Annotated in this window: 25 protein-coding genes; 17 read left to right on the top strand and 8 right to left on the bottom strand. The window is 34.7% G+C overall.

Features of this window, described 5'->3' with window-relative positions; genetic code table 11:
- Positions 1 to 212 precede the first annotated feature (212 nt).
- The 13 genes from FGM02_RS15245 (at position 213) to FGM02_RS15185 (ending at position 12,369) form a co-directional block, all read left to right on the top strand.
- Positions 213 to 833 (top strand): hypothetical protein, encoded by a 621-nt coding sequence (locus FGM02_RS15245; protein ID WP_139959359.1) that lies wholly within the window; start codon positions 213 to 215, stop codon positions 831 to 833.
- Between the two features lie 29 nt (positions 834 to 862).
- Positions 863 to 1,462, top strand: a complete 600-nt coding sequence (locus FGM02_RS15240) for a Crp/Fnr family transcriptional regulator (RefSeq protein ID WP_243739422.1) — start codon at positions 863 to 865, stop codon at positions 1,460 to 1,462.
- A gap of 141 nt (positions 1,463 to 1,603) precedes the next feature.
- Positions 1,604 to 2,053 (top strand): DMT family transporter, encoded by a 450-nt coding sequence (locus FGM02_RS15235; RefSeq protein WP_139959357.1) that lies wholly within the window; start codon positions 1,604 to 1,606, stop codon positions 2,051 to 2,053.
- The gene (locus FGM02_RS15230) at positions 2,050 to 2,790 is read left to right on the top strand and encodes a GNAT family N-acetyltransferase (protein ID WP_139959356.1); all 741 of its coding nucleotides are present in this window, start codon (positions 2,050 to 2,052) and stop codon (positions 2,788 to 2,790) included. Before FGM02_RS15235 ends, FGM02_RS15230 begins: the two co-directional genes overlap by 4 nt.
- 116 nt (positions 2,791 to 2,906) lie before the next feature.
- Complete coding sequence (locus tag FGM02_RS15225; protein ID WP_139959355.1) at positions 2,907 to 3,482, top strand: Crp/Fnr family transcriptional regulator; 576 nt, start codon at positions 2,907 to 2,909, stop codon at positions 3,480 to 3,482.
- Between the two features lie 88 nt (positions 3,483 to 3,570).
- Positions 3,571 to 4,053 (top strand): GlcG/HbpS family heme-binding protein, encoded by a 483-nt coding sequence (locus FGM02_RS15220; protein WP_139959422.1) that lies wholly within the window; start codon positions 3,571 to 3,573, stop codon positions 4,051 to 4,053.
- 24 nt (positions 4,054 to 4,077) lie between these two features.
- Entirely contained in the window at positions 4,078 to 5,589 is a 1,512-nt protein-coding gene (locus tag FGM02_RS15215; RefSeq protein ID WP_139959354.1) for a Dabb family protein, read from the top strand.
- 27 nt (positions 5,590 to 5,616) lie between these two features.
- Positions 5,617 to 6,336 carry a 3-ketoacyl-ACP reductase gene (locus FGM02_RS15210; protein ID WP_139959353.1) on the top strand — a complete coding sequence of 240 codons (720 nt, stop codon included), beginning with the start codon at positions 5,617 to 5,619 and terminating at the stop codon, positions 6,334 to 6,336.
- Between the two features lie 394 nt (positions 6,337 to 6,730).
- Positions 6,731 to 7,762, top strand: coding sequence for a serine hydrolase domain-containing protein (locus tag FGM02_RS15205; RefSeq protein ID WP_139959352.1), 1,032 nt, complete (start codon positions 6,731 to 6,733; stop codon positions 7,760 to 7,762).
- Between the two features lie 28 nt (positions 7,763 to 7,790).
- A complete protein-coding gene (locus FGM02_RS15200) occupies positions 7,791 to 9,230 on the top strand; it encodes an FAD-dependent oxidoreductase (protein ID WP_139959351.1) in 1,440 nt (479 codons plus the stop codon).
- 77 nt (positions 9,231 to 9,307) lie between these two features.
- Positions 9,308 to 10,414: a serine hydrolase domain-containing protein gene (locus FGM02_RS15195; protein ID WP_139959350.1), complete on the top strand. Its 1,107-nt coding sequence runs from the start codon at positions 9,308 to 9,310 to the stop codon at positions 10,412 to 10,414.
- 86 nt (positions 10,415 to 10,500) lie between these two features.
- Complete coding sequence (locus FGM02_RS15190) at positions 10,501 to 10,896, top strand: DUF2721 domain-containing protein (protein ID WP_139959349.1); 396 nt, start codon at positions 10,501 to 10,503, stop codon at positions 10,894 to 10,896.
- A 75-nt stretch (positions 10,897 to 10,971) separates the two neighbouring features.
- Complete coding sequence (locus tag FGM02_RS15185; RefSeq protein WP_139959348.1) at positions 10,972 to 12,369, top strand: T9SS type A sorting domain-containing protein; 1,398 nt, start codon at positions 10,972 to 10,974, stop codon at positions 12,367 to 12,369.
- Between the two features lie 101 nt (positions 12,370 to 12,470).
- Here the strand turns inward: FGM02_RS15185 and FGM02_RS15180 are convergent, their stop codons facing one another.
- Positions 12,471 to 14,243 (bottom strand): ABC transporter ATP-binding protein, encoded by a 1,773-nt coding sequence (locus tag FGM02_RS15180; RefSeq protein WP_139959347.1) that lies wholly within the window; start codon positions 14,241 to 14,243, stop codon positions 12,471 to 12,473.
- Positions 14,244 to 14,528: 285 nt separating this feature from the next.
- On the opposite strand from FGM02_RS15180, the gene FGM02_RS15175 reads away from it, so the two are divergent.
- Together FGM02_RS15175 and FGM02_RS15170 are read left to right on the top strand one after the other, a co-directional pair.
- Positions 14,529 to 16,301: an AMP-dependent synthetase/ligase gene (locus tag FGM02_RS15175; RefSeq protein ID WP_139959346.1), complete on the top strand. Its 1,773-nt coding sequence runs from the start codon at positions 14,529 to 14,531 to the stop codon at positions 16,299 to 16,301.
- Between the two features lie 229 nt (positions 16,302 to 16,530).
- Positions 16,531 to 16,971, top strand: coding sequence for a tetratricopeptide repeat protein (locus FGM02_RS15170; RefSeq protein ID WP_208021526.1), 441 nt, complete (start codon positions 16,531 to 16,533; stop codon positions 16,969 to 16,971).
- A 75-nt stretch (positions 16,972 to 17,046) separates the two neighbouring features.
- Here the strand turns inward: FGM02_RS15170 and FGM02_RS15165 are convergent, their stop codons facing one another.
- From FGM02_RS15165 to FGM02_RS15155, 3 genes are read right to left on the bottom strand one after another with little or no spacing between them, the layout of a single operon-like run.
- The gene (locus FGM02_RS15165) at positions 17,047 to 17,658 is read right to left on the bottom strand and encodes a fumarylacetoacetate hydrolase family protein (RefSeq protein WP_139959344.1); all 612 of its coding nucleotides are present in this window, start codon (positions 17,656 to 17,658) and stop codon (positions 17,047 to 17,049) included.
- An 8-nt stretch (positions 17,659 to 17,666) separates the two neighbouring features.
- Positions 17,667 to 18,539, bottom strand: a complete 873-nt coding sequence (gene purU / locus FGM02_RS15160; protein WP_139959343.1) for a formyltetrahydrofolate deformylase — start codon at positions 18,537 to 18,539, stop codon at positions 17,667 to 17,669.
- A gap of 53 nt (positions 18,540 to 18,592) precedes the next feature.
- A complete protein-coding gene (locus tag FGM02_RS15155; protein WP_139959342.1) occupies positions 18,593 to 19,453 on the bottom strand; it encodes a 1,4-dihydroxy-2-naphthoyl-CoA synthase in 861 nt (286 codons plus the stop codon).
- Between the two features lie 88 nt (positions 19,454 to 19,541).
- Here FGM02_RS15155 and FGM02_RS15150 point away from each other — a divergent pair, with 88 nt between their 5' ends.
- Positions 19,542 to 20,849 (top strand): alpha/beta hydrolase, encoded by a 1,308-nt coding sequence (locus tag FGM02_RS15150; protein ID WP_139959341.1) that lies wholly within the window; start codon positions 19,542 to 19,544, stop codon positions 20,847 to 20,849.
- Between the two features lie 13 nt (positions 20,850 to 20,862).
- Here the strand turns inward: FGM02_RS15150 and FGM02_RS15145 are convergent, their stop codons facing one another.
- Entirely contained in the window at positions 20,863 to 21,291 is a 429-nt protein-coding gene (locus tag FGM02_RS15145) for a S1 RNA-binding domain-containing protein (protein ID WP_139959340.1), read from the bottom strand.
- A 4-nt stretch (positions 21,292 to 21,295) separates the two neighbouring features.
- The gene (gene menD / locus FGM02_RS15140; protein WP_139959339.1) at positions 21,296 to 22,969 is read right to left on the bottom strand and encodes a 2-succinyl-5-enolpyruvyl-6-hydroxy-3-cyclohexene-1-carboxylic-acid synthase; all 1,674 of its coding nucleotides are present in this window, start codon (positions 22,967 to 22,969) and stop codon (positions 21,296 to 21,298) included.
- A gap of 113 nt (positions 22,970 to 23,082) precedes the next feature.
- Between menD and FGM02_RS15135 the strand changes: the two genes are divergently transcribed.
- Positions 23,083 to 23,490, top strand: coding sequence for a DUF1801 domain-containing protein (locus FGM02_RS15135; protein WP_139959338.1), 408 nt, complete (start codon positions 23,083 to 23,085; stop codon positions 23,488 to 23,490).
- A gap of 3 nt (positions 23,491 to 23,493) precedes the next feature.
- On the opposite strand, the gene FGM02_RS15130 is transcribed toward FGM02_RS15135, so the two are convergent.
- Positions 23,494 to 24,537 carry an isochorismate synthase gene (locus tag FGM02_RS15130; protein ID WP_243739421.1) on the bottom strand — a complete coding sequence of 348 codons (1,044 nt, stop codon included), beginning with the start codon at positions 24,535 to 24,537 and terminating at the stop codon, positions 23,494 to 23,496.
- 11 nt (positions 24,538 to 24,548) lie between these two features.
- Positions 24,549 to 24,968 carry a PaaI family thioesterase gene (locus FGM02_RS15125; protein ID WP_139959337.1) on the bottom strand — a complete coding sequence of 140 codons (420 nt, stop codon included), beginning with the start codon at positions 24,966 to 24,968 and terminating at the stop codon, positions 24,549 to 24,551.
- Positions 24,969 to 25,027 lie beyond the last annotated feature (59 nt).

Below are 25,027 nucleotides of genomic sequence, written 5' to 3'. Positions count from 1 at the left end.
GCCAACATAAAACCTAGTTTCTTTACATACCAAAAAACACCTATAAAAGGATTTAAAAACAGACCAAAATTAAAACAACATCCTATATAAATAATTAGTACCTTTAAGCCTTCAAGCTTACATACCTTGCTATTTCTTAGCATACTTTTTTTAGAAACAGCATCTTATGTAAAGTTTTGAAATTCAATATCTAATATTTTAGCTCCCCCTAAATGAAAACAAAAAAAAGACATACAGAACAAGAATGGCTAAACCTATTGAAAAGCGCTATAGATGAAGGTGCAGAACTTCAAGTAAACCATCGTTTTAAATACAAAGGTAAAAACCTTGGAACTTTTTTAACTTCAGCAAAAAGTAAAAAGAATGTAGAACGTGTTAAAAAAATAGAAGCGCTAGGATTTAATTACAAAATGCACAGTAAAAGTCCACACGATTATTTAGATAAATATATTTTACAACTTTCCGAAGACGAAAACCCAAACAAACAGCAATACATCACTCGATTCAATTCGTATATTTTGCCAAAAAAGGACATCCTAAAAAAGAGACCCGTCGCTAAATTGAACCGCGTTTGGGAAGACAAATTTAGAGTTGTAAGAAAATGGACAATACCAGAAACCCCATTGGGTAAAATTGCAAGATGGAAAGAATACCGTTACAATAAAACCATAAATCCAGATGGTAAATGGCTTGGAGTCAGAACAATCATGGGCAATCTTTACGATTGGGTGTATATTCGAAAATGGAATCAAGATAAAATGAATGAGATCCTAGAACATTTCGATATCATGGAAATTACAGAGTTGGCAGAAGAAGGCTTTCCAACCAATTAACATTCTTTATTACAGAAAACAAAAGTAGCTTGACTAAAGAAAAATATATTTCCGAATTAAGACTAAAAATTGAAAGTTACCATGCAATTTCAGAGGCATCTTGGTTAAAAATAGCCGCGCTGATTCAATTTCAAGATTTAGAGAAAAATGCACTTTTGCTTAGAAATGGTCAAATTGCCAAAAACATCCATTTTGTTTGCAAAGGTGCACTTCGGGCCTATATAACCGATGCGGCTGGCAACAGCTACAATAAAAATATTTTTCTTGAAAATGATTTTGCGGGTTCTACCGTTTCCTATCTTTTGCAAAAGCCTTCCAATTTTAGCTTAGAAGCTTTGGAAAACACCACACTTATTCATCTGGATTATAAAAAATACAGACAGCTTATCGATACCCACCTCGACTTAAAAAATTTCTATATTGCCTATTTGGAAAAAAATTGGATCCTAGAAAAAGAACAACGAGAAGTGTCACTGGTTATGGAAAATGCCACAGAAAGATATCGAGACTTACTTTTAAAACACCCCAATATTGACCAACGCATACAGCAATTGCACATTGCTTCTCATTTAGGAATTACCCCCACACAGCTAAGTCGCATCCGTAAAGATTTAAAAAAAAGTCCTTGAATCAACATATGTAAATGCGCCTGATGTTCACTTCTGCTACTTTTGTCTTTTCATGACAAAACAAAACAGCATGCGCTACAACAAATACAATTCTTCAATAAATCCGGACTCCGAAAAATCGGCTAAAAAAACTCAATGCTTATGAACCAAGTATCCTTAGCTATACTGGCCATAGTAGGTGGCGTTTTTTTGGCCATGCAAGGCGGACTCAATGCACATTTAGGCGTATTGCTAAAAAATCCCTTGTTGGCATCGGTTGTTGCTTTTTGTAGCAGTAGCATTTTTGCAATCGCTTTAGTTTTTCTTAGCGGCAAAAATTTCCCTATGGCAATCACGCTCAAACAAATTCCTATTTATTTATGGTTTACAGGGGGCTTGTTTAGTGTTTTAGGAATTAGTTTGTATTATTACACCATTCCTAAATTGGGTATTTCTACCATGATCTCTTTCGGTTTGTTTGGGCAATTGGCCTTTTCTGTTTTTGCAGGACATTTTGGTTGGCTAAATTTACCTTTGGAACCCATCAGTTTAAAAAGAGGACTAGGCCTTATTGCAATGATTTTCGGAATTCTTTTAATCAATATAAAATGAAAACAACAACTGAACTTATAAACGACAACCTGCAAAATCTGACGGATCTATGGAAAACAGCGGGTAGGGCTTTTAACGCTTATGAAAAAACTTCAAATTTTGATTTCTGTGAAATTAAAGGTTCTGCTTGGCCTAATAGAATTTGGTTTCAAAAACCCATTACCGAAGAAAATCTGCCTATCATTCAACAAAAACTAACCACTGCAAGTTCTTATATCACCCTCCCAATTTGGCAACTTCCCAATAAAAAACAAGAAACACTTTTAAAAGAAAATGGTTTTAAGCTGCGGTTTGAACAAGTCGGTATGTCCTTAAAAATAGACGAAGCTTTTGCTATAGCAACAGATTTTAAAATTCAACGTGTCACCAATAGCACACAAATTAAAATTTGGGCCGATTTATTTTTCCAAGCTTTTAAGTATGTCATAAGTATTGAAACTATTGAAAAAACACTTCAAGACATTCCGTATTATATAGCTTATGATAAAGACACGCCTGTTGGCACAGCCATAGCCTACGCAAGTAACAATAGCATGGGAATTCATTCTGTAGGCATACCACCAGAAATGAGACGAAGAGGCTATGCCGAGCAATTGATGAAACAACTTATAAATTTGGCACTTAGTCAGCAAATGGAATACGTAAGTTTACAAGCTTCGGCCATGGGAAAAAATATATACCTGAAATTGGGCTTTACAGAACTGTTTGTCATTCAAAATTATGTTTTGCAAGCCTAAAATGTATTTCTGCTATACTGTAAATTTGCAATTCATCCTTTCTATCTATAAAAAAAGTCTTAGTTTAAGGCCTTCTAAAACAAGTAAAAAAGAAGTGCCATTTATTTAAGAAAGCAATGACCAAGGATTTACTAAAAAAAAACATACTTAAAAACGTTCCATTTTCTAAATCAGCCCTTGAAGAATTTTGTAGCTATTTTTATGAAAAGTCCATCCACAAAAAAGCTTTCGTTTTAGTACAAGGCGAAGTCTGTAAATTTGAAGGTTTTGTATTAAGTGGTTGTTTTCGCATATTTTCAATCGATAAAAAAGGAAATGAAAACACCTTGTATTTTGCGACCAAAGATTGGTGGTTAATGGATATTGATAGTTTTATGAATCAATCACCTTCCGTATTAAATATTCAAGCCCTTGAAGACAGCCAAGTACTTTTAATTGATAGAAAAGACAAGCTTGCCCTTTACGAAACCCAACCTGCTGTAGAAAAATTATTTAGAGTGATGTCGCAAAAAGCCCTTATTGCTTGGCAAAGGCGTCTTATTAGCAGCAATTCACTTACGGCTAAGGAACGTTACCATAAATTTTTAACTACCTATCCTGATATTTCCTCTAAAGTCTCTGATAGGCAAATTGCCAGTTATTTGGGTATCACCCATGAGTTTCTTAGCAAACTGAAAAAACAAAAGAAATAAGCCAAGCTTTTTTAAGAGTGTTGAACAAGTTCAACTTTTTTCTCAGAAGGATTTCTAATTTTTGCCATATAAAATTTAGAAGAGAATGATGAACTTACGTAAACATTTCAAAATTTGTGTCTTTTTAGGGACACTACTAATGCTATCTAATTTGGCATTTGCCCAAACAAACGATATTTCGCATGAGCAAGCCTTAAAAATATTATTAGTTGCAAAGAAAAAAGCAGAAGCCACAAAAGTCCTTGTCAATATTGCCGTAGTAGACGCTGGTGGAAATTTAAAGGCTTTTATTAGAATGGATGATTCTTTTCTAGGAAGTATTGACGTGGCCATTAAAAAAGCCAAAACCGCTAGATATTTCGATATTGACACGGGTAAATTAGGAGAGCTAACCCAACCTGGAGGTATCATTTACAATATTGAACATTCCAACGGTGGATTGATTACTTTTCCGGGTGGACTTCCTATTAAAAATAAAAAGGGTAAAATTATAGGCGCTATTGGCGTTAGTGGTGGAACCATAGACCAAGACAGAGAAATTGCTACAACCGGAGCACAAGCTATTTTATAAGTAAAAACGAAAAAAACAAAAATTATGAATCATATCAAAAAAGGACTGATCGTTCTCTTCTTCATTTTAGCACAAATTGGTTTCGCACAAGAGCCAATGCTATACAGACAAGATTTTAAAAACATAACTGGGAAAAATACCGTTTCGGTAACCAGCTACGAAAAAAACGGATTGCACTTTGTGTATGCCGGTGGTGTAGGAAATGTAGATGTCTATAGCTTAGATCAGGAAGGCATACTTACACCTATTAGCAACCACGAATTACACATGAAAAAAGGACCTGCCAGAGGTATGGTTGCCGACAATATTAACGGAACCGACTTTTTATTTGTTGCCAACAAACATGGAAATGTTATTGAAAGTTTTAAAATTTTAGACAATGGTGCTTTAGAACGTGTTGCTTTAATGGAAGACACCGAAGAAACACATTTAGGAACCGCAATTACGCTACAGGTAATTCATATGAAAAAAGCTTCGTATCTGTTTGTAGGAGGTTTAGAAGAAACTCCAGGATTGAGTTCTTTCAAAATACAGAACGATGGAAAATTGACCCATGTACAATCTATGAAAGATGATGAAAGCATTCATACTGATGGGATTATAGGAATGTTTACTCATGTAATTAAAGGAAAAACATTTTTATATACAAGTGGTTTTCAAGACAATGGTGTGAGCAGTTTTAGAGTTTACGAAAGTGGAAAATTCAAAAATGTCAATAATATTAGCGACAATACGAAAGACAGATATTTAACAGGTGCTTATCCGGTTACGGGGGTTACTTTGGGTGAAAACAAGTATGTAATTGTGGGACACAGACACCATAAATACTACAAAAGAGGTGGCTTTATTAAAAGACCTGATTTTGTTTACCATGGCGATGCTGTAAGTATTTTTAAAGTGAATAAAAAAGGAGCACTTATTCCACATTCTATTTTAAAAGATGATGAAACCACAAAATTGCAAGGGCAAACAAGAATTGAAATTGTTTCTGTTCAAAATAACGAAGCTGTTATTGCTGTGGGTACTAGAGACGATGCCAGCATTCAATTGTGCAAACTAAACGAAGAAGGAATTTTAACGCCTTTGCATTATTTAGAAACTGGATTTTCTATTTATTATGGTTTAAAATCGCATAAAATTGGCAATACTAATTTCCTAATTGCAGGTTCTTTCCGATTTGATTTAGGAAAAATTGCTACCTATAAAATTGCACCAAAAATTAATAGAGAAGGAAAAGTGCTAAGACATATGGTGAACTTGACCTATAAAAAAACGGCTACCAAAGAACAAGTTGATGCAGCTGTTAAAGCTTTTGCAAATCTTAAAAATGAAATTCCTGAAATTGCAAATCTTGAATGGGGAGTTAACGACAGTACCGAAGGTCATTCAAAAGGTTTAACACATTGTTTTACTTTAACTTTTAAAAATGAACATGCCCGCGAAATTTATTTATTTCACAAAGCACATTTAGCCATGGTGGGTAAAATTGGGCCCATTATTGCCGATGTATTGGTCTTAGATTATTGGACAAAATAACAACAGTTCCTTCTAAAAAAAGATAAAATGGAAAATTTAAAAAATAAAAAAGCCATCATTACTGGTGGCTCAAGGGGACTTGGAAAAGCTACTGCCCTAGCCTTCGCCAAAGAAGGAATAGCTGTGGCTATCACAGGAAGAAATGAAAAAGCCTTGAAAGAAACTGTTGCTGAACTGCAAAGCTATGGGGTGCAAGCTTGCTATTCTGTTTTCGATATAAGCAATTACGAAGAAGTAAAAAGCAGTATCAAAACGATCGTAAAAACTTTAGGAACCGTAGATATATTAGTCAACAACGCTGGTATTGCGGCTATCGGTTCTTTTGAAAGCATGGAAGTGGCGCAATGGCAACAAATTATTCAAACCAATGTTATGGGTATGTATTATGTAACCAAAGAAGTGCTTCCTTATTTACTTGAAAAAAACGAAGGAGATATTGTCAATATTTCTTCAACTGCCGGTTTAAATGGCAACGCAAATATCTCGGCTTATTCGGCGTCCAAATTTGCCGTTATCGGTATGTCAGAATCTTTGATGAAAGAGGTGCGTAAAAATAATATTCGAGTATGTACCTTAACGCCAAGTACCATAGAAACTGAAATGACAGTGGAATTGGGGATGCTAAACAAAGGCTCTGAAGAAAATGTACTGCAACCCGAAGATTTTGCAGAATTAGTATTGGCTGGGTTAAAACTTCCTAGAAGAGCGATGTTAAAAGGTGCCGCCTTATGGTCTACAAACCCGTAAGTATAAAGTTTATACAGCACACATTTTATAACACCTATCTAAATTCCCTCAAGTACTTCTTGAGGGAATTTTTGTTTATTGTTTGGTTTACATAGAATTTAGGTGAAATAAAATCTAGCAGAAGTCTTCCCTTACAAAAAATGTATTTTCGAGTAAGCTCGTTTTCCTTTGGAACTACACAAACAATCCGACAGAGAAAAATTAAAAACGAGTCCTTATTTCCCTTTCCTCACATTTGTTATCTTTACTTCTCAAAAATTGCCTAAATTATTTTACTGTCGCCCCTTAGGGGGCTATTCAAAAAAAACACCCATAATATTGAATCATTCACTTCACCATAACACCCCGTTGGCAAAATTGTTATCTAAATAAAGGCTTATAAAGGAAGAAACGCATGAAACGAATAAAAGACATCCTCAGAATTCTTTTTATTATGGTAAGCATTGCCTCATTGGCATTTGTACCTTGGATTTTGGTAAAGGCTTGGATTTTACCACTTCCTGAAACAGTGCCCGAACAAGTACAAGAAACACTTGGGCATGGATTTGAAGGTATCATCGTTTATGTGGATCAGGCAGGAAAAGGCCCCCAATTTTATACGGGTGGTTGGCACGACAAGAAAAAGAAAATTCCCGCCAAACCACAAGCCTTATTTAAAATTGCCAGTATCAGCAAACTTTATGTAGCGGTTGCCATTACCAAATTGGCCAAAAGCAAACGTTTGTCTTTAGACCATACACTGGCTTACTATTTTCCCGAATTGGTTGAAAAAATTGAAAATGCGGAAAAAATCACCCTACGCCTCATGGTTCAACACAAAAGTGGAATTCCTAATTATACAGACAATCCTGGGTTTTGGGAAAAACCGCCAAAAAACTTTGATGAAACGCTTGGCTATGCCTTAAACCTACCTGCCAATTTTGAACCTGGTGAAGCTTATGGTTATTCCAATACCAATTATTTATTGCTTTCTCGTATCATTGAAAAAATTGTTGGGTATAGCCGCCATCAATTTGTAAAAGAAGAAATTTTAATTCCGCTTGGACTGAAAAACACATTTGGATCGCTTAGTGAAGTACCTATGGATGAAGTAATGAGTGGCTATTATGTAGGAGTTGAGGAAGATTTTAAATACCAAGAAAAAGGAATGTTGGCAACCGCAGAAGATGTTGGAAAATTCATTCGTGCCTTAAATGATGGTTCTGCTTTTAAAGAAGGGGAACAAGAAATTTACGCTACTATTTATGAATACGAACATGGTGGCTTGGTTCCCGGCTATCAAAGTCTTGCCAAATACCACAAAGATTTAGACCTCGTTGTTGTTCAATTTTTAAATACCACTAATTTTGATGATTATCTCTGGAATTTATCACAAATTACGTACAATCGAATTGTGAAAATTCTAAGAATCCAAAATAAGAAATAGAAAACGGCCCTAGCTTGTAAACACAAAAATGACAGAAGAGAAAAAGAACAGTTGGACGATGTGCGAAGCCTGCGGTGGACGAGGTAAGAAACGCAGGAAATTGCGTAAAAAAACAAAACTTCGCTACCAAAAAGCAGTCGCACTATTTGAACAAGAAAATTGTACAGGCACAACTCCCATTCGCCCGCAAGGTGATTTATATGCGTGTGTGGACTGTTCAGGGTCTGGACTACTTGCAGCTAGTTCTCCTCCAGTTCCAAACACAGAAAACTACCCACATATTGCCATTATTGGTGGTGGTATTGGTGGTACCGCTTTGGCGGTTGCCTGCTTGCATCGCGGAATTCCTTTTACGCTTTATGAACGAGATCCAAGTTTTGATTCTAGGTCACAAGGCTACGGGTTGACTTTACAACAAGCCAGTAAAGCCATTGAAGGTTTCGGTATTTTAGCTTTAGAAGAAGGCGTCGTTTCTACAAGGCATGTGGTACATAATACCGATGGAAAAATAATTGGCGAATGGGGTATGCGTAAATGGATGCAATCGGACGAAAAAAAAGCATCAAAACGAACAAACATACATATTGCACGACAATCCTTACGCTTAGCTTTGCTAAAGCAACTGGAAGAACATGCTAGCGTTCAATGGAATCACCAATTGGTGAATTTAACAAAAAGAGAAGACCAAACAATAAACATAAATTTTGAAGTCAACGGAGAAATAAAAAAGGCCAAAGCCGATCTTGTTGTGGGTGCCGATGGTATCCGAAGTTCCGTTCGAAATTTGGTGTTTGCAAATAACAATACTCCCTTACGCTATTTAGACTGTATCGTCATTTTAGGAATTTGTCCTTTACAAAATTTAGAAGGTATTGACCATCCTTTATTAGATTCTGCAACGGTGTTTCAAACCGCCAATGGCAATGAGCGAATTTATATGATGCCTTATGATCAAGCAGCTATTATGTGGCAATTGAGTTTTCCGATGTCAGAAAAGGAAGCGAAGGAATTAAGTTCAGAAGGAGCAATAGCTCTAAAAAAAGAAGCCTGTAAAAGAACCCAGTGGCACAGCCCAATTCCAGAAATTATTGCCGCCACAGCGGAAGCACAAATATCAGGTTATCCTGTTTACGATCGAGAATTATTAACCCCTGATCAGTTAAACACTTGCGGTCCAATAACACTTCTTGGAGATGCAGCACACCCTATGAGTCCGTTTAAAGGACAAGGAGCAAATCAGGCTTTATTAGACGCTTTGTCTTTGGCTAGAGAAATCACAAAACAAAGCAGCCCATTAGCTAATTGGCAATCTAAAGGAATACGAAAAACGGTGTTAACAGCATTTGAAACTGAAATGCTAAAGCGAAGTGCTCGCAAAGTAAAAGACTCTGCAGAAGCCGCAGCTTTTTTACATTCAGAATTCGTTCTTCATGAGGCCAATGAACCGAGAAGAAAAATGCCAAGCTAAAAATGACCAACACAATTTATTGTCATTAATTAAACCAAACACACGTCAAAAGGTCTAAAAAAAAGATCCGTTAACTCATGAAAAACCGAATAGCACTCCTCCTATTTCTAAGCGTATTTTTTGCTTGTAGCAAATCTGAAAATCTTCCAGATCAAACAACACCTGCAGAAACAAGCCTCTATTTTCCACCAACGAACGATACCCAGTGGGAAACCATTGATATAAACAGCCTTAATTGGAATACAAGCGAACTAGAAAATCTTTACAATTACCTACTAACAAATGACACCAGAGCATTTATTGTTTTAAAAGAGGGTAAAATTGCTATTGAAAAATATTGGGGGAACACTATACTAAACAAATCCGAATTCAATGCAAATAGTCAGTGGTATTGGGCTTCTGCATCTAAAGCACTTACCGCAACATTGGTAGGTATTGCACAAAAAGAAGGAAAGCTTGACTTACATGATAAAACTTCGGATTATCTAGGAAATGCTTGGACTTCCACAGCCTTAGAAAAAGAAGATTTAATTACAATTAAACATCAGTTATCAATGACTACCGGTCTAAACTACAATGTATCCGATTTGGATTGTCAAGAGCCTGATTGTTTAGCCTATGGAACTGATGCCGGTGATCAATGGTACTATCACAACGCTCCCTACACACTACTTCATCAAGTTTTACAAAAGGCAACTGGCATGGATTACAATTTGTATACGAACCAAAAAATAAAAAGTGTTATTGGTATGGATGGAAAATGGATCACCACAGGATCTAATACCGTTTATTGGAGTACTGCTAGAGCCATGGCAAGATTTGGTTTACTTACATTAAACAAAGGGGTTTGGAAAAATACCGAAGCCTTGTATAAAAATGACTTTTTCTTTGAAATGACCGCAAGTTCACAAAACTTAAATCCTTCCTATGGCTATTTGTGGTGGTTGAATGGAAAAAATAAAATTGCGCTTCCTGGAATCTCAAAAACATTTCCTACGAGTTTAGCAACAAATGCCCCTGATGATTTATTTGCAGGAATGGGTAAAAATGGGCAGTTTGTAGCCATCGTTCCTAGTCAAAATTTAGTTGTAATCCGTATGGGTGAAGATCCGAGTACGACCTTAGTACCGGTAGAATTTCATAATAAAATATGGGAAAAACTAAATGCTGTTCTTCAAAAATAAAAAACTGAAAGAACACTTGCTCCGATAAGTAAAAGTAACATCAACTAGATTTACTACATTCGTAAAACAATACATGCTTATTTTTTATGAAAGAACTTACATTAACAACCCCTGCTTTATTATTCTCAGCCATCTCTTTAATTATGTTGGCCTACACCAATCGGTTTTTAGCTTATGCCACTGTGGTTAGGAGTTTGCACGACAAATATTTGCAAAACAAAGATTCTGTTTTAATCAAACAAATAAAAAACATCAAACAACGCTTGTACCTTACCAGAGCCATGCAAATATTTGGTATTAGCAGTTTGTTACTTTGCGTGGTTACCATGTTTTTAATTTATATTGAACTAAACACCTTGGCCAACTGGACTTTTGGATTGGCACTGCTTTTATTAATTGTTTCGCTTTCTGTATTAATTGTTGAAATTCAAATATCCGTAAAAGCATTAGAGCATCATATTAGTGATATCGAAAACAATTGAGACTGAAACAACTGTTTCAAAAACAAATACCTATTGTACTAGGTTAAAAAGAAGTATCTTGACAAAAAAAAAGCGATGTTTAAACCCTATTGTATTCTTTTCACTCTTTTACTAACTAGCACACTACTTGCACAAAATTTCAGCGATGATGCAATTCCTAAAGATTTAATCAAAACAAATTTTTACAAAGATGGCAAAGCTGCAAGGATTAAGTGGTATGGTGATGATCAACTCATAGACAGTCTAAAAACCTATCATAAATCGGGGAATTTAAATGAAATCCTTTATTATAAAGAGGGAAGATTTGACGGTCATTTTAAACAATACAACGACAAAGGAAATTTAACCACCGAATGGATTTTTAGCCAAGGAAAATTAGTAGAAAGAACCGATCATATTTTGGCCTTTTCTACCAAAACCGAAGAAAGAAACAAAAAGGCCTTAGCATCTTTAAAGTCAATAAATAAAAGAATAACCAACGGCGAAAAAAACTTTGGTCTCATTTTTACTAGAACAAGTCTTCGAAATAAATTAGGAAATAATTCTTTAGCACTTCATGAACTAAAAATATTGGAACGAATTGTTGCAAAATATTCACCAGAAAAAAATAAAAAATACCATAAGGTAGTCGCTGCCATTTACGACCGACTTGGGGGAATTTATGGTTTGTATGATATGGAAAATCATGCCATTCAATACAAGCATAAGGCTATTAAAGCGTCGCCAAAACAAAGCCGTTTATTTCACAACCTTGGCTCCTATTTAGCCATGAATGGTTCCTACGATTTGGGAATTGCCTATTTAAACAAAGCTGTTGAAATGGTCCCCAATCATTCTTTTGCTCATTGGGTTTTAGGAATTACCTATTCCGATTTAGGGAAGTATGAAGAGGCCATGGAACACACTCAAATTGCTTTTAAAAATGAAAAAAGTTTGTACCGACTTGGAATTGGACAGCCTGAAAGAGATTTAAGAACTACCCGAGGATTGCTGTACCATAAATTAGGAGAAACTGAAAAAGGGATTCAAGATTTACAAGATGCCCTAAGTATCAATAAAGAAAATTCTTTTGCCATGCGCAACTTGGGGGTTGTTTTTTATGAAACTGAAAAATATGCGCAGGCCTGTGAATTGCTGAACAAATCAAAGTCTTTGTATTACGAGAGCAAACATAGAAAAGAAGATTTACAAGAATATTTAGATTTAGCCTGTAGTGAAGAATCGAAAGTAGTTTTTAACCTCAATTCAACCCTACCACTTGTCTATCCTAATCCGGCAGTAGATTTTATTGAAATTTTAAATTACGATGTCCAAAATTTTGAATATGAGATCTATGCTTTCGATGCAAAATTGGTGCAAAAGGGAACAGCGCAAGGTGTTCAACTAAATATTTCAGAACTAGGTACAGGTTTGTATATCTTAAAAATTCCAGGAAAAGAAAAGACCATTTCTTTACGAATTATTAAAAATTAATTTATTGAAAAAATCTTGAATTGTCATTTTAAGAATAAAACAGCATCCTTTTTTATAGGAATACAAAGCCGATCGCTCTGCTATTCCTACAGAAAATAAGTTTAAATTTTTCCTTGATAGGTGTACAAGTCGAAATAGCGTCCTTCAGCAGCAATCAATTCGTCATGCGTTCCACGTTCGGCAATTTGGCCACCTTCAATTACTAATATTTGATCTGCTTTTCGAATGGTACTCAATCGATGGGCAATAACAATGGTGGTTCTATTTTTGGTTAGTTGTGCCAAACTTTTTTGAATCAACACTTCACTTTCCGTATCTAGATTAGAAGTCGCTTCATCTAAAATAATAATTTTAGGATCTGCCAAAATAGCTCTTGCAATGGCAATACGCTGTCTTTGTCCCCCAGACAATTTCACGCCTCTTTCACCAATCATCGTATCCAAACCATTTTCAAAACGATCTGTAAATTCATTGACATACGCCGCTGCTACAGCTTCTTTCAATTGCGTTTCCGTGGCATTGGGTCTTGGAAATAAAATATTTTCTCGAATGCTTCCTTCAAACAAAAATTCATCTTGTAAAACCACACCCAAATGTTTTCTAAAACTACTCAACTGCACTTTTGACAAATCTTGTTTGTCTATAGTAATACATCCCGATTTCGGATTTAAAAAGGTTGCCGACAAACCCGCAATGGTCGATTTCCCAGAACCTGAACTTCCTACCAAAGCCACTACAGAACCAGAAGGCGCCGTAAAGCTAATATTATGTAATACATCTTTGTCTTCTTCATAAGCAAAAGAAACGTCTTTGAACTCCAAATCACCTTTCAGGCTTTCTAGGGCAATATCTCTATTTTCATCTTCATCCTCCGCTTGCATGTTCATCAATTCTTCAGTTCTATCTAAACCTGCCAAAGCTTCTGTTAACTGACTTCCAATATTACTCATTTGTACAATTGGTGCAATCATAAATCCTAACAACAAGGTAAATGATAAAAAATCTCCGGTAGTTAATTCGCCAATCATAATTTTATACCCCCCAATTCCCATAATTCCAGTAGAAGCAATTCCCAATAAAAAAGTAGAGGTACTGGTCATTAATGAAGTAGCTGTTAAACTCTTTTTCACATTCTGAAACAACAAATCGACACCTTTTTCAAAAACCAAATTTTCTTGGGCTTCTGCATTAAATGCTTTGATTACTCTAACACCTGCCAAAGTTTCTGTCAACCTTCCATTTACTTCCGCATTAATTTTTCCACGGACTTTAAAAATGGGGCGTATATAAGCAAAAGCTTTTAATGCTACTACACCAAAAATTCCTACAGGAACTAAGACAAAAAGCGTCATTGACAAGCTAATTTTTATCAAAAGGATCAAAGAAATAACTGCGGTTATAGTTCCACCAACTAGCTGTACCAAACCCGTACCTATTAAATTTCGAACCCCTTCCACATCATTCATAATTCTAGAAACCAAAGCACCTGATTTCGCATTATCGAAAAAACTAATTGGCAAAGACAACACTTTCTTTTGTACCTGCGCACGTAATTCTGAAATTAAAAATTGTGCTTGAACACTTAAAATTTTTGTCAATAAAAAAGAAGTCACCGCTTGGATCAATATAGCACCTGCCACTAAAAACAATAAGTTGTACAATTCATCAAAATTCTTGTTAGGAATAACCTCATCCAATAAAACTTTTGTTTTCCATGGTAAAACCAAACTTGACAAGCGACTGAATACAATTAAGACCAATCCAATAAAAACCAAATTTCTACGTGGCCAAATAATATTTTTAAAAGCAGAAACCATCGTGACTTTTGTTTTTTTGTTTTTTGTACCTGGTTCTGATTTTTTATAAGATTGCATACCTAAATTATTTAGCAAACAAAGATATTGTAATTCCTTTTAACAAGAAGATTTGTCTGTTTTATTTCCCTAAAAAAAGTACTATTGCAAGTGCAACTCCCCTTTATCTTTTGTAAGGTTTGTTATTTCTAAAGACTATGTATTAAGGAAAAATGAATGCTTTTGAGTCCTTATTTTTAACAACGATCTACAAATAATTTTTCCTATATTGTTATTTCTTATTTTATTCGCTATTTTGCATTAACCTATGTTAATTAAAAATGGTCGTAAACTGACTTATTACTTATGAAAGATATATCCTTATTATTTGATTTTCCCTACTACCAATTGGAAAAATTCAATCTTCAAAAAGCCTTTACCACCAAATATGGAAATGAGTGGATCAGTGTTTCTTCTGAAGAATATATTGCACAGTTTAACAAAATTAGCCGTGGCTTATTAAAACTAGGCATTCAACCCAACGATAAAATTGCCGTTATTTCTACCACAAATCGAACGGAATGGAATGTAATGGATATGGGTGTTTTACAAGTAGGTGCACAAAATGTCCCTATTTACCCTACAATTTGTAAAGAAGATTATGAATATATTTTAAATCATTCCGAAGCTACTTACTGTTTTGTTTCCGATAGTTCTATCCTAGAAAAATTAAATCAAATAAAAGGAAACACTCAATTAAAAGCAGTGTATACTTTTGATGAGATTCCTGGAGAATTGAATTGGAAAGAAGTTTTGACACTTGGCGAAGACGAAAGTTTACAAACAGAAGTTGAAACACGAAAAAAAGCAGTAAAACCAAACGACCTAGCCACCATTATTTACACTTCGGGAACTACCGGAAAACCAAAAGGTGTTATGTTGTCGCACAAAAATCTTGTATCCAACGTAATTGACAGTACACCGCGAGTACCGTTAAGAAAAGGAGAAGCAAAAGCCTTGAGCTTTTTACCTGTATGTCATGTATTTGAAAGAATTATTTTATACCTCTACCAATATTGTGGAATCGAAATTTATTTTGCAGAATCCTCCGATAAAATAAGTGATAATTTAAAAGAAATTAAGCCTGATATTATGACGGCCGTGCCTAGGTTGTACGAAAAGGTTTATGATAAAATTGTAGCCAAGGGGACTGAATTAACTGGTATTAAAAAAATGATCTTCTTTTGGGCGGTAGACCTAGGATTAAAATTTGAGCCGTATAGCCAAAATGGATGGTGGTATGAATTTAAACTTCGAATTGCCAGAAAATTAATTTTCAGCAAATGGAAAGAAGCCTTGGGAGGAAATATAAGTACTTTAGTTTCTGGTTCTGCCGCGCTTCAACATCGTTTGATCCGTGTATTTTCAGCAGCCGGAATGCCTATACTAGAAGGGTACGGATTGACAGAAACTTCTCCTGTCATCTCTGTAAACTGTCCTTTTAATTATGGAATTAGAGTAGGAACCGTTGGAAGAATGATTGACAATGTTGAAGTAAAAATAGCCGAAGACGGGGAAATTCTTGTCAAAGGGCCCAATGTAATGTTAGGTTATTACAAAGATCAAGAAAAAACAGACTCCGTCATGTCAGGCGACTATTTCCATACGGGAGATATAGGTGAGGTTTCAGAAGATGGATTTTTGAAAATAACCGATCGAAAAAAAGAAATGTTTAAAACTTCTGGAGGAAAATATGTGGCTCCAGCTTTATTAGAAAACGAATTAAAACAATCTCGATTTATAGAACAAATTATGGTCATTGGCGAAGGCGAAAAAATGCCAGCGGCACTGATTCAACCTAATTTTGACTTTATCAGAGACTGGGAGGACATAAAAAATCTATCCATAGATAATGACAATGAAAGTATTTGCAACAATCCAAAAGTGATTGAACGCATTCAACAAGAAATTGATGCTTGCAATAAAAATTTCGGGAAATGGGAACAAATCAAACGATTTAAATTAACCCCAGATGAATGGAGTATTGATGGCGGTCACCTGACCCCTACTTTAAAAATGAAAAGGAAAGTAATCAAAGAAATTTACAAAGACTTGTACAACGCTATTTATGAAAAATAAATAGTACCCTCAGAGAAATCTTATAAAACACCCCATTAACACTAGGTTAATGGGGTGTTTTTGTTATATAAAATTGCTAAACAACAAAATTCACAAATCTTAATATTATGTTAAAAAACAAACAAAATAGTACTATGTTTTTGCATAGTACTATTTTAAGTTGCTATATTTGCCGTATCAATCTTAAAAAACAACAGACATGTATCTATCAAAAACCTTAGCAATTTTTATGACAATTATTTCGATGAGTGGTTTTGCACAAAATTCGAAAACAGACACAACCGATCTAAACATGGCAGTAAACCAATACAACATTGGAGAAAATTATTTTCACGGACGTACGGTAGCACAAAATATGTCAAAAGCCATTTCATTTATGGAAGCAGCAGGTGAAAATGGCTATGCCAAGGCACAACTAAATTTGGTAAGAATTTATTTAAGGGGCTACAAAGTCAAAAAAAATAATAGCAAAGCCTTTTATTGGGCTAAAAAAGCGGCAGCACAAAATATATCAGAAGCACAATATTATTTAGCTACGCTATACTTAGAAGGAAAAGGAACTAAAAAGAACAAACAAAAAGGATTGCAATGGTTGTTAAAATCTAAAAACCAAGGTTATGCCAAAGCTTCAGAAAAATGGGACACACTTGAAAACAAATACAATTCATAGAGAAACATTCCCCCTAGTACATAAAAAGGCAGCCATCTCATCAGATGGCTGCCTTATTTTATTGATATTCTGTTCTTATTTTACCTTTATTTCAAATGCTGTTTCATTTTCTAACACCCCCAACAACACATCATTTTCTTTTACAGCACCAACGCCTGCAGGAGTTCCTGTGAAAATAACATCTCCTTTTTTTAAGGTGAAGTATTGTGAAACATAGGCCACCAGTTCATCAATTTTCCACAACATACTATTGGTATTTCCTTGCTGAACGAACTCCCCATTTTTACGTAGACTGAAAGACATATCTTCCATAGACGTAAACTTTTCCTTTGGATAAAAATTTCCAATCACGGCACTTCCATCAAAAGATTTTGCTTTTTCCCAAGGCAAACCTTTCTCTTTGCATTTTGCTTGAATATCTCTAGCGGTAAAATCAATTCCCAAACCGACTTCATCGTAATATTTATGAGCAAATTTAGTACTGATATGTTTTCCTACTTTGTTAATTTTCACCAAAACCTCAACTTCATAATGCACATCCTCTGTAAAGGTTGGAATAAAAAAAGGCATTTTCTTTGGCAATATAGCGGAATCTGGTTTTAAAAAAATCACCGGTTCATCCGGTCTTTCATTTTCCAATTCTTCAATATGTTTGGCATAATTACGCCCGATACAAATTATTTTCATAGCTCCTATTATTCTCCTGTTTCAGGAAAAACAATCGCCTTGTTTCCATCCACAATAATTTGATTGTTTAAATGACTGTTCACCGCTCTTGCCAAAACTAGCGTCTCTATATCTGCTCCAATTTTCTTCAACGAATTTGGGGTGCTTTCATGCGTAACACGTTCTACTCCTTGTTCAATAATTGGCCCTTCATCCAAATCTTCTGTAGCATAATGTGCCGTAGCTCCAATTAATTTCACACCTCTTTCATAAGCTCTCTTATAAGGGTTGGCTCCTTGAAATGCCGGTAAAAAAGAATGATGTATATTGATAATTCTATTTTCAAAATGTTTGATAAAACCAGACGATAATATTTGCATATAACGCGCCATCACTAACAAATCAATTCCTTGCTCATCAAATAAACGAATCAGTTCTGCTTCTTGTGTTTCCTTTGTTTCTTTGGTTACCGGTCGGTAATAAAAAGGAATTCCAAACATATCTGCAATAGGTTTTAATTTCTCATGATTACTCACAACCATAGCTACCTCACAGTTCAATTTCCCCTCTTTGTTCCTATGCAACAAATCGTATAAATTATGGCTGGTATGTGAAACCAATATGGCTACTTTTTGTTTTTTTCTACCAAAATCTACACTCCAAGTTATTTGATACGCTTGGGCCAATCTAGAAAAACGTTCGTGCAATTGTTCTTTACTTAACAACACTGTAGCATCAGAAGCACAGCGAATTCGCATAAAAAACTTTTTCGATTCTGAGTTTGTATACTGTTGAGAGCTTATGATATTAAAGCCTTCTTGAAAGAAAAAATGTGTCAGTTTTGCAATAATCCCTTTTTGATCGGGACACTTTATTAAAAATGTAACTATTTGTGGTTTCATATATATGTGTTAAAAGCAAAAAAAATATTTCTTACTTTCTCTTTAAGCATTGATTATACGATGTATTTTTTATCGAAATTCGGTTTTCTTTTTTCCAAAAAAGCATTTCTACCTTCTTTGGCCTCATCGGTCATATATGCCAAACGCGTAGCTTCTCCGGCAAAAACTTGTTGTCCTACCATACCGTCATCGGTTAAATTCATAGCAAATTTCAACATTTTAATAGAGGTAGGCGATTTTTCTAAAATCTCTTGTGCCCATTGGTAAGCTGTAGCTTCTAATTCTTCATGAGGAATTACAGCATTTACCATTCCCATTTCAAACGCTTCTTGAGCTGAATAATTTCTTCCTAAAAAGAAAATTTCACGTGCCTTTTTCTGCCCTACCATTTTGGCCAAATAGGCAGAACCATAACCACCATCAAAACTGGTTACATCGGCATCTGTTTGTTTAAAAATAGCATGTTCTTTACTTGCCAAAGTCAAATCACAAACCACATGCAAACTATGTCCACCACCAACAGCCCATCCTGGCACTACAGCAATGACAACTTTTGGCATAAAGCGAATCAAACGTTGTACTTCTAATATATTTAATCGGTGACTTCCGTCTTCTCCTACATATCCTTTATGGCCTCTTGCATTTTGATCTCCTCCTGAACAAAAAGAATAAACGCCATCTTTTGTTGACGGTCCTTCAGCAGACAATAATACCACGCCAATGTCGTTATCTTCCTGAGCATCGTAAAAAGCGTCGTATAATTCAGAGGTTGTTCTTGGCCTAAATGCATTTCTTACGTTTGGTCGGTTAAATGCAATTCTAGCGGTATTCCCTGATTTTTTATAGGTAATATCCTGATACTCTTCTCCTAAATGTTGAGAAGGTTTTACAGATACCCATTTTGCTTGCTCCATATTGTTATTTTTAATTCGATGTAAATATATAACTATTGAAAAAACTAAAAAAATTAGTACATTCGAATAAATTATTTAATACCCCATAATGAAAAACCCACTTCTTTTCCTCTATTCTTTCTTTGTTTTCAGCTTTAGTTTTGCGCAAGACATTATAAAAAGAGATGTGAATTCAGCCATTTTAAATGAGATCAAAGAAGTTAAATTATACATTCCTGAAAATTACTTTGAAAACGACAAATTTAAATACCCACTTACCATTGTTTTGGATGAAGGTGATTTATTTGATTCTTATGTAGGAATTTCAAAATTATATGCAAAAAAAGGTTTGATTCCTGAACAAATAATTGTGGGAGTTTCTCAAGATATTGAAGAATTTAAAGAACGTGATTACGGGTACAATATGATGAATAGCTACCCGACAAATTCTAGTATGAATGTTTTTAAATATATTGGTGCTGAACTTGTTCCATTTATTGAAAAATACTACCGAATTTCAAATTTTTATACGATCATCGGAAACGAAATTACGGCCAATTTTAACAACTATTTCCTACTTGAAAAAAGACCTTTATTCAATGCTTATATAAACATTAATCCCTACTATGCGCCAGACATGCCTGACTATATAAAAACCTATGCAGAAGGCTTAGGTGGTAGAGATTTTTACTATTACCTTTCATTAGGAAAACATACCAAAGAAAAAGTAAAGGAAACCATACTTGATGTGGATTTGGGTTTAAGTCAATTGAAAAACAATTACTTTAAATACAAACTTGAAGCTTTTGAAAATTCATCAAAAATTGTCGCTATTCCACAGAGTATTGCCAGTGCTATCGATTTTATTTTTACCACCTACTCTCCTATTTCTGAAGAAGAATTCAAAGAAAATATTGAATATTTGACACCACAAGCTGCCATTGAATATTTACTTTACAAATATGAGTATATAGAATACCTTTTTGGTAAAAAAGTTCCCATCAGAAAAGATGATTTTATTGCCATTGAATCTTTGGTCATGGAAAAAGAAAATGGTACCTACCTAAAAAAGCTAAGCGACTTGGCTTTAAAATATTTTCCAAAAGATGAATTAGGTGATTATTATTTAGGAATGTATTATGAAAAGAAAGAAGATTATAGAGAAGCACTTTTGGCATATAAAAAAGGATACCGAAAAATACCTGAAGATTCTCCTTATTCTTTAGGATTCTTTAAAAACATCAAACGTATTGCCGACAAGCAATTGCAATTGCAGCAAGAAGCAAAAGCTGCTTCGGAACAATCCGATGAAAATTTGGATGAAAGTATAGATGCTACAGAAAGTGAAGACACAGATGAAACTTCTTCAGCAACTGAAAACACAGGAGATGAAAGCAGCAATGAAACTGAAAACTAAGAAGACAACGAAATTATTCGCCGTCTTCTGTTAAATGAATTCCTTTGCTAGAAATGACAATTAACTTTGCTTTGTAAAGTCCGCCAATTGCACTTTTAAAAGATTTTTTACTCATTTTAAAATGATACTTAATATCATCGGGGCTACTTTTATCGTTTAAACCAATAAACCCACCGTCCAACGATTTTAATTTTTCCAAAATCGCATTTTCGTTTTCTCCAATTTTATTAAGGAATCCGATAGGTTGCAGGGAAATATCAAGTTTCCCATCTTCACGAATAAATTTCACAAAACCAGTTATTTTTTGATCTTCACGTACTCGTTTAAAAACTTCGTTTTTATACAACATACCTTCATATTCGCCATTTACCAAAACGCTAATACCTACGTTTGTAAATCTTCCTATTACTAAATCAACTTGTTCTCCAATTTCTAAATCCATAATTTCAACTTAAACTTTTAAAATATTCTTTCAATACAACATCGTTAATTTGACTTGGAGTCTTTATCTCCAACAGTTTTGCACTGTTTGTATCTGCATAAAAGTTTTGCAAAGATACAGTTAATTCTTCCTCTGTTACAGCCAAATCATACCCAATTCCATACATGGCACATAAATGACTTGCATTTAATTCATGCGGCGTTTCAAAATAATCTAATGAACCTGATTTTTGTGGACCTGGAATAAATTTAAAAATTCCACCGCCACTATTATTCAATAAAATTATTCTAAAATTTTTCGGAATATATTGGTTCCACAATGCATTGCTATCATAAAAAAAACTGACATCTCCTGTTACAAAAACAGTCTGTTTATTTCTACTCATAGCTGCACCAATTGCTGTGGAAGTACTTCCGTCAATGCCACTTGTTCCTCTGTTGCAAAAAACCTCCAAACTAGGAGCTACATCAAATAATTGGGCATATCGAATAACTGAACTATTGCTTAACTGCAGCATATTTTTTTTTGGAAGAGATTCTAGAATTGCATCAAAAACTTTAAAATCTGAATAGGGTGCGTTTTTTACATATTCAGCATGTGCTAACTTGCGCTGCTTTTTCACCTCCAACCATTTTTCTTGATAGGTACTAGTCTTCGGCTTAGTCAAAAAGAAAAACTGACTAAAAAATAACTGTGCTGAAATTTCAAAATGACGGGTCAAACAGTGAAATGAATTCAAACTTGTTTTAGCCGAAATATGCCAATGTGCCGCTGGTTGGTATTTTCGTAAAAATTGTTTTATTTTTTTTGAAACAACCAAACCTCCTAAAGTAATTAAAATATCGGGTTGTAAATCTTCTAATTCTTTATCCGACAAGGGAAATAACAATTGATCTATATTATTAATGACCTTGCTATTTGAAAGATTTGAGATGGTTTCGGTAAAAAGTAACACCGATGGATCTTTCATCAAATGATTCATCTGTGTTTGCAATAAATCATCAGGAAAATGAGACCCTACCAATACTATTTTCTTTTTGGCTGCATTCCAAATATCCGCATAACCTTGCAACTCCTCAACATCCAAAGGTTTTTCGTCTAAAAAAGACAAAGGTTTTTCTCTTTTTTCTTTCTTAGCAACTGTGAGTATTTCTGGTACCGTTTCATACAAAGGCTCATCAAAAGGCACATTGATATGAACAGGACCTTTTTGCTTTGTACAAATTGTAATCGCGTCTTCTAACTTTTGTTTATTTTCCTCAAAATCGCCTGTTGTTAAATTGGCATTGCACAACGAATGGTTTTCAAATACATTTTTTTGGCGAATGGTTTGCCCATCTCCTATATCAATTAAATGTGCCGGCCTATCGGCAGAAATCACAAGCAAGGGTAGATCACTATAAAAAGCTTCTGCCACGGCTGGATAATAATTTAACAATGCCGAACCCGAAGTACAAACTAAGGCCACCAGTTTTTTCTTTTGTTGTGCCATTCCTAGTGCCACAAAAGCAGCACAACGCTCGTCTACAATACTAAATGTTTGTATGTCGGGGTGCTGGGTAAAACCTATTGTTAATGGGGCATTCCTGGATCCGGGAGATATTACAACATCTTTAACACCATTGGCAATGCATGAGGCAATGACCAACTGTGCTAATTCATTTTTTGGATATTTCATAAAGACAAACCTGTCAAATTTCAAGTTGTAAAACTACGAATAAATCGTGTATATTTGGGTAAACCTGCGCTTGCATATTTTACTTTTTATAGACTCTAACTTCTGTGTAAACCATGAAAACTATTCCTAACAAATTAAATGTTCTAGCCTTTTTAGAAAACATTGAACACGAAAAAATAAAAATTGATGCTTTTAAAATACTAGCACTCATGGAAAAATGGACCGAATACAAAGCGGTTATGTGGGGACCAAGTATTATTGGTTTTGGCAGCTATCATTACAAATATGACAGCGGCAGAGAGGGTGATTCGATGCTTGTGGGCTTTTCACCTAGAAAAACGAACTTGACCTTATATATAATGTGTGGTTTTAAACCAAACGAAGAATTGATGCAGCAATTAGGAACTTATAAAACCGGAAAATCTTGTTTGTACCTAAAAAAGCTAGAAGATATTGACCTTACAATTTTAGAAAAATTGGTCAAAAACACTCTAAAACACATGCTTGATAAGCATTCCTAAAAATTAAAGACTACTTTCTATGGTTCGTGTTTTGGCAACAGTTTCTAGCCATTCATTTCTAGGATCACTTTTTGCTGTAATTCCGCCCCCAACATACAAACGGACCGTTTGGGTATTTACAACTTCCATACAACGTAAATTCACAAAAAGGCTAGAGCAATTATTCCTGTTAAACGCACCTAAATAACCGGTATAATAGGAACGATCAAAACCTTCATTTTTTAAAATAAAGTCTTTTGCCAATTCTTTTGGAAACCCACATACTGCAGGAGTTGGATGCAAGGTTTTTATCAATTTTTCTAAGGAGAATTCTTTTTTCAATTCACCGGTAATATCTGTTTTTAAATGCAACAAAGAACCCGCTTTTACAGTTTTAACCGTTGAATGCGCTAAGCTGTTGGTGACTTCTTTTAAATTGGACAACACATAATCCGTTACCATTTGTTGCTCCTCTAATTCTTTTTCTCCCCATTGAACATCCACAGATCCTTCAAATTTTTGTGTACCCGCCAATGACATGGTTTTAAAGTTTCCTTGTTTAATTTCCACCAAAGTTTCTGGCGTTGCTCCTAACCACAAACCTATCTTTGGATGGTACCAAACATACACATACGCTGTTGGATATTTTGTCAATAATTGTTGAAAAACAGCTATAAAATTAGAGTTTAGGGAAACTTCTTTTGGCCTAGCAACCACAATTTTAGAAATGTCATTTTCTTTTAAAAACGAAATGGTGTCTTTTACCAATTCTATATGTGCTTTTTCCGCTGCAAGACTTTCGTTAGTTGAGGAATGATCCGTTATTATTGTAAAATCATATGTTGCTGAAATAGCTGTATCGACTTGCAACACATAAGCCGTTTTGTTAGCATCAAAAGGTGCAAAAACAAAACCTTCTTCTTTAAAAGTTTCAACTTTATGTAGCAAAGTATCTTTTTGAAAAAACGCTTCTACATTTATACTGTTTGGTTTTCTAAAAGCGACAAAAGGCAACTTGTTTGTATGGGCCTCTGTCAGCTTAGCAAATAAGGAAAGGATGGTTGACAATCTGAAATATTTTATTTTGTTTTAGGCAAAACAATATTGGTTAATTTGCAAAAAGAAATCAATTGTCCTTCTTCGTCTTTTACTTCAATTTTCCAAAGATGTGTAGTTCTTCCTTTGTGCAATAAAGAAGCTCTTGCAGTCACAATACCCGATTTTTTACTTTTTAAATGATTCGCAGTAATTTCAATTCCTTTTACAATAAATTTCTTATTATCTACAAATAAATGAGAGGCTGCACTCCCCACACTTTCTGCCAAAGCTACAGTTGCCCCACCATGCAATAACCCCATAGGTTGGTGTACTTTTGATGTAACAGGCATCGTTGCTTCTAAAAAATCTTCGCCTAAATCTGTATATACAATACCCAACGTTTCCATTAAGGTATTTTTATTGATAGCATTCGCTAAATCAAGCTTCTGTGATTTTGTCATTATTTTTTTCTCCTTTGGAGCATAAAAATACATATTTATTAAATACTAAAGTTTATTTT

This window comes from Flavicella sediminum (genome assembly GCF_006381105.1).
In the GTDB taxonomy this organism is placed as follows: domain Bacteria; phylum Bacteroidota; class Bacteroidia; order Flavobacteriales; family Flavobacteriaceae; genus Flavicella; species Flavicella sediminum.
The sequence above is the reverse complement of the archived record's forward strand: the minus strand, read 5'-3'. Positions and strand labels throughout refer to the sequence as shown.